General features: G+C 58.7%; 7 protein-coding genes. 5 read left to right on the top strand and 2 right to left on the bottom strand.

Going from position 1 to position 11915, the window contains the following annotated elements:
- Positions 1 to 166 precede the first annotated feature (166 nt).
- Complete coding sequence (locus H2Z84_RS01790; protein ID WP_258869260.1) at positions 167 to 2668, top strand: EAL domain-containing protein; 2502 nt, start codon at positions 167 to 169, stop codon at positions 2666 to 2668.
- 56 nt (positions 2669 to 2724) lie between these two features.
- Positions 2725 to 3573 (top strand): AraC family transcriptional regulator, encoded by an 849-nt coding sequence (locus H2Z84_RS01785; RefSeq protein ID WP_181834453.1) that lies wholly within the window; start codon positions 2725 to 2727, stop codon positions 3571 to 3573.
- A 1-nt stretch (position 3574) separates the two neighbouring features.
- Here the strand turns inward: H2Z84_RS01785 and H2Z84_RS01780 are convergent, their stop codons facing one another.
- Together H2Z84_RS01780 and serS are read right to left on the bottom strand one after the other, a co-directional pair.
- A complete protein-coding gene (locus H2Z84_RS01780) occupies positions 3575 to 4156 on the bottom strand; it encodes a LysE family translocator (RefSeq protein WP_181834452.1) in 582 nt (193 codons plus the stop codon).
- Positions 4157 to 4299: 143 nt separating this feature from the next.
- Complete coding sequence (serS, locus tag H2Z84_RS01775; RefSeq protein ID WP_181834451.1) at positions 4300 to 5586, bottom strand: serine--tRNA ligase; 1287 nt, start codon at positions 5584 to 5586, stop codon at positions 4300 to 4302.
- 1350 nt (positions 5587 to 6936) lie between these two features.
- On the opposite strand from serS, the gene H2Z84_RS01770 reads away from it, so the two are divergent.
- From H2Z84_RS01770 to H2Z84_RS01760, 3 genes are all read left to right on the top strand, one after another.
- On the top strand, positions 6937 to 7782 hold the full coding sequence (locus tag H2Z84_RS01770; RefSeq protein ID WP_181834450.1) for a phage tail protein: 846 nt from the start codon (positions 6937 to 6939) through the stop codon (positions 7780 to 7782).
- A gap of 93 nt (positions 7783 to 7875) precedes the next feature.
- Positions 7876 to 8838: a tetratricopeptide repeat protein gene (locus tag H2Z84_RS01765; RefSeq protein WP_220272660.1), complete on the top strand. Its 963-nt coding sequence runs from the start codon at positions 7876 to 7878 to the stop codon at positions 8836 to 8838.
- 71 nt (positions 8839 to 8909) lie between these two features.
- Positions 8910 to 11915, top strand: a 3006-nt coding sequence (locus H2Z84_RS01760) for a YDG domain-containing protein (RefSeq protein ID WP_181834448.1), incomplete at its 3' end; no start/stop codon positions are given.

Raw genomic sequence — 11915 nt, 5'->3', positions numbered from 1 at the left:
AGGGGGTGGATGGGTGGGTGTAAACTTTCTTTGCAGTTTGCTGGCAAAGTGGATAAAGAAGCGTGATACGCAAAATGCATTAAATGCCGTGGGTTTGCCCTTTAGATGTTAAGTAATAAATGTATAATGCCGTGGTTGTGAACGCTAAATTGCTTACAGGTGTCCGATGATGTCCCCGCTGATGCAGCCCATAGAGCAGATTGCCTCAACTGATATTCTCAGTTGCACGCCGGAGACGCTGATCCACGAGGCGGCAAACCAGATGCTGCAGTCCGGCTGCGGTTCCATCGTGGTGTTTGCCGCGCCTGGCGAGCCTGTGGGTATCTGGACCGAAACCGATGCACTGGACGTTGATCTGGATGACGCGGCAGCGCGCTGCCGCCCCATCAGCGAGGTGATGAGCCAGCCTGTGGTGACGCTGGCCCACCACCTGAGCGTGCACGATGTACTGGGGCAGTTTCGCAGCAAGGGCATCCGCCATGCGCTGGTGGAAAAGGACGGGGCGATTGTCGGCCTGGTGTCGCTGTCGGACGTGGTGTTGTGTCAGGGCACCGAAGCCTTCCTCGGGCTGAAACGGCTGGATGGCCTGCTGGCGCCGCCGGCGGTCATCTTGCAGGCTAGCGACAATCTTTCCGCCGCACTCTCCAGCATGCGTGAACAGCAGCTGACAGCATTGGGGGTGCAGTTTGCCGATGGCAGCTACGGCATCCTCACCCAGCGCGATGTGGTGGGCATGGTGGCTGCCGGGCAGGGTGATGTGGAGCTGGGCAGCATCTGTACCCGTCCGGTCATCGGCGTAGCCAGCAGTAGTAGCCTGCTGCAGGCGCGACGGGTGATCCTGCAGCACCAGATCCGCCACCTGGCGGTCTTCGATGCCGAGCACAGACTCGTCCATATCATCGGTTTTCGCGAAATCATCCAGAGCATAGAACACGAATTCCTGCTGGAACTGCATGGCGCGCTGCGCGAGCGTGACGAAGCCTTATTGCAGTCACGTCAGAGCCTGCTGCTGGCGGACAAGGTGTTCGAAGCCACCATGGAAGGCATTGTCATCACCGATGGCAATGGCTTCATCCAGTCGGTCAACCCTGCGTTCAGCCGCATCACCGGTTATTCCCGCGAGGAAGCCATCGGCAAGACGCCGGCCTTGCTCAAGTCCGGCAAGCAATCCCCCGAATTCTACGAATACCTGTGGCGCTGCCTGCGCCACGACGGCTTCTGGCAGGGCGAGGTGGTGAATCGGCGCAAAAACGGCCTGCTGTACACCGAGCACCTGAGCATTACCGCCATCCGCGACGAACACGGCGAGTGCCTGCATTATGTGGCGGTGTTTTCCGACATCACCCAGCGCAAGCAGGCCGAGGAACGGCTGCATTTTCTGGCCAATCACGATGCGCTGACCGGCCTGCCCAACCGCACGCTGTTCATCGAAAAGCTGCAGTCGGCAGTGGAGCAGGCGCGGCAGTTTGATCGCCGTTTTGCCTTGCTGTTCATCGATCTGGACCGTTTCAAGATGGTGAACGACACCCTGGGCCACCATGCCGGTGACGAGCTGCTGATGCGTATCGCCAGCGAGTTGCAGCGCATCGTGCCCAATCTGTCCACCGTGTCCCGCCTGTCGGGTGACGAATTCACCGTGCTGCTGGAAAACGTGGTGACGGTGCAGCAAGTGGCCAGCCGGGCGCAGAGCATCCTGGATGCCATTTCGGCCGAGTCCACCGTGGCCGGGCAGGGCGTGTTCATTTCCGCCAGCATCGGCATCAGCATGTTCCCGGAAGACGGCGCCATGGCCGATGCCCTGCTGGTGAATGCCGACACCGCCATGTACCGGGCCAAGGAGCGTGGCAAGAACAATTTCCAGTTCTATACCGCCGACATGAATGCCCGCGCCATCGAGCGCCTGAAAATGGAATACAGCCTGCACCGTGCGCTGGCGCAGGACGAGCTGGAAGTGTGGTATCAGCCCAAGGTGGAGCTGGCGTCTGGCCGCATCATCGGTGCCGAGGCGCTGCTGCGCTGGCATCATCCCGACCTGGGGCTGATTTCGCCCGGCCAGTTCATTCCGATTGCCGAGGAAAGCTCGCTGATCACCAGCATGGGCGACTGGGTGCTGGATACTACCTGCGCCGCCATCCGCCGCTGGCGCGATGCCGGCCTGCTGCAAGGGCGCATCGCCGTCAATGTATCCGGCCGCCAGCTGAAGTATTCCAGCATCGTTGATAGCGTGGCGCAGGCGCTGGAGCGCCATAGCCTGCCCAGCAGTGCGCTGGAGCTGGAAATCACCGAAAGCGTGGCGATGGATGAAGACAGCGGCATGGTCGAGGTGCTGCATCGCCTGCAGGCGCTGGGCATTTATCTGTCTATCGACGATTTCGGCACCGGCTATTCCAGCCTGTCCTATCTCAAGCGGCTGCCGGTGCGCGGCCTGAAAATCGACCAAAGCTTCATCATGGACCTGCACCAGGACCGCGACGATGCCGCCATCACCCAGGCCATCATCTCGATTGCCCGCAGCCTGGGGCTGGAACTGGTAGCCGAAGGGGTGGAGCTGGAAGAACAGCGCCGCTTCCTGCTGGAGCAGGGCTGTGACTGCGGTCAGGGCTATCTGTTCAGCCGACCGGTACCCGGCGCCGCATTCGAGGCACTGCTGCGCCAGCAGTTGCACTGAGTCTCCGGTGGCTGCGCGGCTTGTCGCTGCTGCCTGCACTGCATTATGCTGGGCAGATGCCCAGATCCCGCTCCCCCAGTCCGGAAGTCACGCCAGCCACGCCACTGTTCTGGCGCGACCCACAACTGCCTTTTCTGGAAGTCCGCAGCGTGCCGGATGGCCGGCAGGTGTGCTATGCCCGCCATTCGCACGAGCATTTTTCCATCGGCGCCATTACCAGCGGCAGCAGCACTTACCTGAGCCTGCAAGACCGCTACCGCGTGGGCCGTGGCAGCGTGGTGCTGATGAATCCGGGCGATGTTCACGCCTGCAATCCCATTGCCGACCAGCCCTGGTCGTATCACATGCTGTATGTCGACACGCCGTGGCTGGCCGGGCTGCAAGCCGAGCTGGGGCTAAGTGCCAATCAGGATTTTCATTACTTTGGGCTCAGGCTGAGCGAGGATGCCAAGCTGTATCATGGCCTGCTGCAACTGGTGGCCACCTGCCATTCCGCTGCCGGCGGCAAGTTGGGCCGGCAGGAAATGGCCACAGCCTTTTTTACCGACTTGCAGCAGCCATGGTCAGCAGAGTGCCGCATGGTGGCGGCACATCCGCGCCTGCAACTGGCGGCCGACTATATCAACGACCATTACGCCGACGACATCAGCCTGCAGGCCATCTGCAGCGCCTCCGCCTTGTCCTCGTCCTACCTGATCCGTGCTTTCCGCCAGCGCTATCACATGACGCCGCACGAATACCTGCTCAACCGGCGTATCCAGCGTGGCAAAAGCCTGCTGCGCAGCGGCCAGCCCATTGCCCAGGTGGCGCAGGCGCTGGGCTTTGCCGACCAGGCGCATTTCCAGCGCACCTTCAAGCGGCTGGTAGCGGCCACGCCCGGTCAGTACTGCCGCAGCGTGGGCTGAATCATTCCAGCAGCAGATAGAGCGCGCTGCCCGCCAGCAGCAGCGCCAGCAAGCGGTTGAACAGCCGCATGCGTGGCGGATGGCGCAGCAGGCCTTGCAAGCGCGCTCCGGCCCAGGCCCAGCAAGCAATCGACAGGTAGCAGACCACAAAATAGATGGCGGCAAACTGCCATACCAACAGCGCTTCGCCATGGCTGACAAGGGCCCCCATGCCAGCCCGCGAAGCCAGCCAGGCCTTGGGGTTCAGCCATTGCATCAGCGCGCCGTAGAGAAACGACGGCTGCCGCTGCTGCACACCCAGTTCGCCACTGGCGCGGGCGAGTTGCCAGGCGAGGTAAAGCAGAAAGCCCACCCCGGCATACTGGATAAAGCGGCTGGCCTGTGGCGCACCCGCCAGTAGCCCGGCCAGCCCCAGGCCGGTGAGCAGGAATAACAAGGTAAAGCCGATGGTGGCGCCACTGACATGGCGCAGGCTGGGCCAAAAGCCGTGGCTGACTCCGCAGCCGAAAGCCACGATATTGACCGGGCCGGGCGAAATGGAAGCCGCCAGCGCAAAAGCGGCCATGGACAGGAAATGCTGCATGGGAATCCTCAGAAAGTGGGCAGGACCCTGAAGATAAAGCCGCAGCAGAAGCGGGTATTGAACAAAATCACCCTGTGCGCTGCCCGCAGGCAAGAAAAAACCGGGAGCAAGTCCCGGTTTTTGTCTGAGGTGCAGATGGCCGCTTAGCCGCCGATCTTTTCCTTGCCGCCAAAATAGGGGCGCAGGGCGGTGGGGATGGTCACGCTGCCGTCGGCGTTCTGGTAGTTTTCCAGTACCGCCACCAGGGTGCGACCCACGGCCAGGCCGGAACCATTCAGCGTGTGCACCAGCTGGTTCTTACCGTTTTCGTCCTTGAAACGGGCCAGCATGCGCCGCGACTGGAAGGCTTCACAATTGGAGCAGCTGGAGATTTCGCGGTAGGTGTTCTGCGCCGGCAGCCATACCTCGATATCGTAGGTTTTGGCGGCGCCAAAACCCATGTCGCCGGTACACAGGGTAATCACGCGGTAGGGCAGTTCCAGCGCCTTGAGGATGTTCTCGGCGTGGCCAACCATTTCCTCCAGTGCGGCATAGGAGTGGTCCGGGTGCTCGATACGCACCATTTCCACCTTGTCGAACTGGTGCTGGCGGATCATGCCACGGGTGTCACGGCCATAGCTGCCGGCTTCGGAGCGGAAGCACGGCGAGTGAGCGGTGAGCTTGAGCGGCAGCTCTTCCATTTTCAGGATGCTGTTGCTCACGGTATTGGTCAGGGTGATTTCCGAAGTGGAAATCAGGTACTGGTCTACCGTGCCTTCTTCACCACCCTTGGTCACCTTGAACATGTCTTCGGCAAACTTCGGCAGCTGGCCAGTGCCCAGCAAGGCGCTGTCGTTGACGATGTACGGGGTGTAGTGCTCGGTATAGCCGTGCTCGCCGGTGTGGGTGTTCAGCATGAACTGCGCCAGCGCGCGGTGCAGGCGGGCAATATCGCCCTTCAGCACGGTGAAGCGGGCGCCGGATAGCTTGGCACCGGTGTCGAAATCCAGGCCCAGCGGGGTGCCGATGTCGACGTGGTCTTTCACTTCGAAGTCGAACTGGCGCGGCACACCGACGCGGCGCACTTCCACATTGTCCGACTCGTCCTTGCCCGCCGGCACCGATTCGTGCGGCAGGTTAGGAATGCTCATCAAGAGGGCATCCATCTTGGCCTGCACCGCTTCAAAAGCGGCTTCAGCGGCTTTCAGTTCATCGCCCAGGTTGGCTACTTCGGCCATGATGGCGGACACATCCTCGCCCTTGCGCTTGGCTTCGCCAATTTGCTTGGAGGTGGCATTGCGGCGCGATTGCAGTTCCTGCATGCGGGTTTGCAGTGCCTTGCGGTCGGCTTCCATATTGGCGAAAGCGGTGGTGTCCAGAGTGTAGCCACGGCTGGCCAGGCGGGCAGCGACGGCGTCCAGGTCGTTACGGAGCGATTGAATGTCTAGCATGGAAAATCCTGATGGTATTTAAGTGTCTTGCTTGTTCCGGGCTTGCTGATCCGGCGGCTGTGTCTTGTTGGCGGTCTGCCGACCGCTTGGCGAAACTGGCGCTGCCTTGCTGTATCGCGGTACCTGCCATGCTGGCGGCGGTTTTACCCGCGAGTACAGTGTCTGATGCCGTGTGTTGCAAGCGTGCAGACATCATGCAGCGTGCTGCAATGCGCAAGTGTACCGGCAAGCGACAGGCTTTGTCCTGCCTGTCGCAGGCCAAACATGCATTATAAGCGCTGTAAGCAGGCTTGTAGATGCCGACAGGCGACCTGCTTTGCTTGAGAGGGCGTCCAGGGTGGGGGAAGTGGCGTACTGTTCCGCTGGGGCTGGCGTGTTAGGCAGCAAATTGCGGCAAGCTGATTGGCCTTGGTGGTCTATCTGGTGTCTACATCGCGTACTACTGAATACCGGGGGAGGTCTACCTGAAAAGCGTTCGCCGAATTTGGGTGGTGTTCGATGCCTTAGTCGAAGGACTTGCCCTAGATACAAACAGCGCGCTCCATGTGCCTGCCGGGCCGGCCTGATTGCTGGGGCTATTCGCATGCATTCCACTCGTCATTCTTACTTTAATACCGGCATGTCTTCCTGCTTGAAAGCCATCGTTACCTTGCATTGCAAATCTGCAGTGCATTCGTGTGGGGATTCCATTCCCCGGCGCTGAGGCGGCGCTACCTATTTTTGCCGAGCGCTTATCGTGCCCAGTCATCGCTTAAGCTCACTATGCGGAATGGCTGCTTTCATCGCGGGAAAGCAGCCATTCACGTATCTGGTCGATGAGAGCCGACTCAGGTCTCAGACAGGGCACGGTTATCGGTGACGGCCACACCGTGCTGTCCGCCTTTTCCCCGAGGGGTGAGTCTATCGTCGATCACATCAATGCGCGTGGTCAGCCCCTCGCCCTTGTTCAGTCATTCCCAGCCAGGACCTTTCGTCACGCTCAAGCAGGCATAGTCGGCGGCAACGCCGCAGCAGTGCAGCTTGGTGGCTGGAACTGCCTGCCTAGCCCCTCGTGGCGCATGCCGTCTAGCATCGATAACATGCGTTATCAATGCATAAATATCTATTATGAATATTGAATTGTCCTATTTTGCATGCTATACATTTGAAGCCGTTTCTTTGATTTCTGTAAAAACGGACGGTCTTGTAGGAATGTCTTATTGAAAAATCAGCTTGGATTGATTGACACCGTGTGGCCCGGTGCATTTTTGGTGGCAGTAGAAGGGCAATAGCTGGCCGCCCGCCCAGCCTGAGGCGGAACAATTCCTTTGGTGTGCACGAACAGGCAGCATGCCGCGAAAGGTTAACGCAATGAAACATGCATTTAAGAAGTCGGTTTCTTCGATCGCCTTGTTGTCTGGCTTGATGCTGACCGGCTGGAGTCAAGGCAGCTACGCCTGCACGGATACGCCGGTATTGGCCAGTATCTGCATCATGGCGGTGCCTAGTACTTATGGAAATTTTAATAATCAATATGTTCTGGCTGCTGGGCAGAGCATGAACATCAACCAATATACGGCACTTTATTCGCTGATTGGCATTACCTATGGTGGTGATGGCCAGACTACCTTCAAGCTACCGGATTTGCGCGGTAAGTTTGTGGTGGGTGCTGACGGCTCCACCTATAAAACCGGCGCCACCGGTGGTAAAAACGGCATCACCCTGATCACTGCACAATTGCCGCCCCATGTCGCTACCCTCAGCAGCCTGCCGGTAACCTTTTCTGGCGTGGCCGTGAGCACCCCCTTGCCGGCACTGACCGGCACAGCGGCAGTTGCGGCGGCTAATGTGTCTGGTACCGTGTCCAATTTGAAAATGAATGTAGTCAGCAACGCTGGCGGCTCCGCAACGCCATCGGGGAATTATCTGGGACGTGTGGGCCTGGCCTCGGCCAACCTTTACTCGACCGCCGCGCCCGATGCCACACTCAATGCTGGCGCAATCAGCAGTGGTACGGTCACCATTTCGATTCCAGCCAGTTCGGCTCCGGTCACCACCAATGCCGCCACCTTGCCCGGCAACTGGGCGGGTACGGCAACGGTCAGTGGTAACTCGGCTGTTATCGGCAGCGGTGCGGCAATTGATAACCGTCCTCCGTATCTGGCCTTGACGTATTACATTGCCGCGACCAATGGCCTGTATCCCAGCAAGGATTAAGTCCCAGCTTAAGCACCCCTTCCTCTCTGGACGGCTGGCACTGTCAACGACCGTGCCAGCGCCAGTGCCAACCACGCTATGGGAAGACACACCTTGCGTATCCTGACTGCCGTGGCCATGTTTTTGGTATTCCTGGCTGCCCTGCCTGCAGCGGCAGCCGTACGGAATCTGAATGCCGAGCTTGGTGCTGCCAATCAGTCACTGGCGGCCAAGCAATACACCCGGGCTTATCAGCAATACCTGCATGTTGCCGCCAACAACGCCTTGGCCCAATTCAATCTCGGCTTGATCGAGCGCGAAGGCTGGGGCCGCCCACGGAATCCGCTGGCTGCTTGCACATGGTTTGGCAAGGCCGCAGTGGGCAACATCCCGGCGGCACAGCAGTTTTGGGGGGATTGTCTGGCGCAGGGAATAGGCCAGCCAGCTGATGGCAAAGCCGCTGAACGCTGGTATCGCAAGGCGGCGCAATCCGGCATCAGTTATGCATTGTGCTCGGCGGGTGCGTTGTACATCTCCGGCCAGGTGCTGGACAAAAACATATCGCATGGTCTGGCTCTGTGTACGCAGGCCGCACAGGCAGGCTCCAGCGCAGCCATGCTGCGCCTGGCCGACTATTTCCGTGAGGGCCGTGAGCTGCCGCAGGATCTGACGGCTGCGCGCGATTGGTATCTGCAGGCGGCGCAAATGCATGACCCTGTTGCGCAATACCGCCTGGGCATCATGCTCAGTCAGGGGGAGGGCGGCGATGCCGATCCCAAATTGGCGCTGAAATGGTTGGAACAAGCAGCCATGGACGGGTATGCACCGGCCTACCTGCCGGTCGCCATCTTGTATTCCAACGATGATCCAGACCCGAAAACCGGTGCGCTTACACCAGATAGCCTGGCCAAGATTTATATGTGGAACCGTATGGCCAAGGCGACCACCACCGACCCTGCCGCCTTGGCTCAGATCACACGTATCGAACAACTGGTGGATGCCGTCATGCCCGAGCAATGGCGGCCAATACTAGACCGCCGGGTAGCGGAGCATCAAGCCCGGTTTGCCACGGAATAACACTGCCCATACCACTGCAGGATGGGCCCAGCCTGTGCGGTCCTCAGCCTGTTCAATGAGAGATTTTTATCATGCGCCATGCCTCACTCAACCGGATTTATCGGCTCATCTGGAGCCCAGTGCAGCAAGCCTGGGTTATCGCGTCGGAACACGCCAAAGGCCGTAGCAAGACCAACAACCGACAGCTGCAGAAGCTACTGGCGATAACCGTGCTGGCTACAGGCAGCAGTGCATGGGCGGCACCAAGCGGGGGGCAGGTGACGGCGGGCAGCGGTAGCATCAGTTCCAGCGGCAACACCACCACGGTGACGCAATCCAGTCAGAATCTGTCCTTGAACTGGCAGTCCTTCAATACCAGCAAGCAGGAAGTGGTTAACTTCATTCAGCCGTCTGCCAGTGCCATTGCGGTTAACCGTATCAGCGATCCCAATCCCACCCAGTTTTTCGGCCAGCTGAATGCCAATGGCCAGGTATTCCTGATCAATCCCAACGGGGTGTTATTTGGTGCCGGTTCGCAGATTAATGTTGGCGGATTGGTTGCCTCTACGCTGGATATCAGCGATGCAGGCTTGAATAATCTCAACCGTCAATTTTCCGGCAGCGCCACCGGTAGCATTATCAATCAAGGGAATATCCATGCCAGCGATGGTGGATATATTGCGTTTGTTGGCAATACCGTCAGTAACCAAGGCAGCCTGAGCGCCCCCATGGGTGTGGTGGCACTTGCCGCTGGTAGTGATGCCACACTGACATTTGCTGATAATCACTTGGTCAAAATGCAGGTCAATCGCAATACCTTGCAGAATCTGGCAGAAAACGGCGGCCTGATCCAGGCTGATGGCGGTGCGGTTTTATTATCGGCCGGTGCCAAGGATGCGGTACTGGCCAGCGTGGTGAATAATACTGGCATTATCGAAGCACGCAGCGTTCAGAATCTCAATGGCAGCATTATTCTGGACGGCGGTAATCTGGGTAGCACCAGTCAAAGTGGCAGGCTGGATGTTACTGGCAAGCAGGCAGGAGAAACCGGCGGTACGGTCAAGGTATTGGGAGGCCAGGTCAGCCTGGGTGCAGGCAGCACCATTGATGCCTCCGGTGATGCCGGTGGCGGCACGGTATTGGTAGGCGGGAATTTTCACGGCGCAGGCAGCGAACAGAATGCGCAGTCCACCACCATCGCTGCGGGCACAACAATCAATGCCGATGCCATTAACAGCGGCGATGGCGGCAAGGTCGCGGTGTGGTCGGACGGCCGCACCCAGTTTAACGGCAGCATTACGGCGCGCGGCGGTGCTAACGCTGGTAATGGCGGGCAAGTTGAAACATCCGGCCAGACGCTGCTGATAGACAGCACGGCGGGGGTCAATACTGCAGCCCCCAAGGGCAGTGCCGGTAACTGGCTGCTTGATCCGGATGACATCACCATCGGCAATCGCAGTGCCTGGGGTAGCGGTTACGGTATCAATGTGGACACATCAGTGCTCACGGCTGCGCTCAATAATGGCAACGTTACGATTAAAACCACGGCATCTTCGGGCAATTGCACGGGGGTTAGTTGTAGCGCTAGCGGGGGGGGTAACGGTGACATCATCATTCTCGACACCATTGGCTCCGGCTACAACTATGCGGGTACCATCCCGACAACCTCATATAACTGGGTGACTGGCAGCACGCTAACACTCAGCGCCTACCGCAATATCCGGTTCAAGCTGACTTCCAATGTCGCCTGGAATAGCGGCGGGGATGTGGGTGGCGGAGTGAGTATTGATGCTGGCGGTCATCTGGTGTTGCAAGCGGACAATAGCAGCAAGGGAACGGGCACGGTTACCTTTGATGACAGCACCGGTATGACCGCTGTTTATTTCTCGTCAGGATCGGGTAGTACAACCATCTTTTACAATCCGATTACCCTGAATTCACCGACTGATTATTCGCCTTATGTTTTCACCCAAAGTACCAGTCAGCTAGTGGCGTATATGGCAGTGAATCTCTCTGCCACGATTGCCGATAAAGTCTATGACGGCACCACCAATGCCAGCCTGAGCAATGTGAGTGCGACATTGCCGACAGGTATCACCCTGAATACCAGCGCGCAGGCCGCATCGTTCTCTGACAAAAATGTGGGCAGCAATAAAACCGTCTCGCTCAGCGGCATTGGTTTCAATGGTGGGGGCACAATGTCAGCACCAGATGGGCAGAGTTACCGCACGATCAGCTATGGCGGCAATGACTATTACCTGAATGGCCTAAGCACCCAGACGGCCAATATCACGCCAAAAAGCGTCAATGTCACCGGACTGGCTGCCAATAATAAAACCTATGATGGCAGCACTTCGGCCACTCTGGCTGGCAGTGCTAGCCTGGCAGCATCCGATGTGATCAACGGTGATGTACTGACCCTGTCCGGGACCGGTGTGGGGACATTTGCCAATGCCAATGCCGGAAGCAATAAAACCGTCACGGTCACCGGCTATTCGTTGGCAGGGACGGATGCTGGCAATTACAGCTTCGTCGCCCCGGCAGGGCTGACGGCCACCATCAATAAGGCAGATCTGACGCTGTCCGGATCGAAAACCTACGATGCCACAACCAGCGTGACGGGTAGCCTGCTCACCGCCAGCGGGGTGAATGGCCAAACCTTCAGCGTGACCGGGACGGGCGATACCTCCAATCTGTCCAGTAAAAATGTCCAGACCAATGCCACGCTCAACAGCGTCACCGGTTTGGCGCTGGGAACCAGCAGCAATGGCGGCTTGAGCAGCAACTACAACGCACTGTCCACCACCGGCAGCGCCATTACCGTAACAGCCAAGACCCTGACCTTGTCCGGTATTACCGCGTCCGACAAAGTCTATGACGGCACCAGCACCGCTACGCTGAATACATCCAGCGTCGGCTACGCTGGTTTGATCAATGGCGATACGGTTTCACTGAACGGATCAGCCAGCGCCAGCTTTGCCGACAAGAATGCCGGCAGCAATAAAGCGGTCAGCGTCAGCGGCTACACCCTGAGTGGCAGCGATGCCGGCAACTACACGGTGGTGCAGCCCACTGGTCTGACAGCCAATATCAACAAG

It is taken from the genome of Aquitalea aquatica (assembly GCF_013911085.1).
In the GTDB taxonomy this organism is placed as follows: domain Bacteria; phylum Pseudomonadota; class Gammaproteobacteria; order Burkholderiales; family Chromobacteriaceae; genus Aquitalea; species Aquitalea aquatica.
This window is presented reverse-complemented; position numbering and strand designations above follow the sequence as displayed.

Excerpts from the sequence above, each read along its gene's own strand:
- H2Z84_RS01790 (WP_258869260.1), top strand. The coding sequence starts at position 167 with ATGATGTCCCCGCTGATGCAGCCCATAGAGCAGATTGCCTCAACTGAT.
- H2Z84_RS01785 (WP_181834453.1), top strand. The coding sequence starts at position 2,725 with ATGCCCAGATCCCGCTCCCCCAGTCCGGAAGTCACGCCAGCCACGCCA.
- H2Z84_RS01780 (WP_181834452.1), bottom strand. The coding sequence starts at position 4,156 with ATGCAGCATTTCCTGTCCATGGCCGCTTTTGCGCTGGCGGCTTCCATT.
- serS (WP_181834451.1), bottom strand. The coding sequence starts at position 5,586 with ATGCTAGACATTCAATCGCTCCGTAACGACCTGGACGCCGTCGCTGCC.
- H2Z84_RS01770 (WP_181834450.1), top strand. The coding sequence starts at position 6,937 with ATGAAACATGCATTTAAGAAGTCGGTTTCTTCGATCGCCTTGTTGTCT.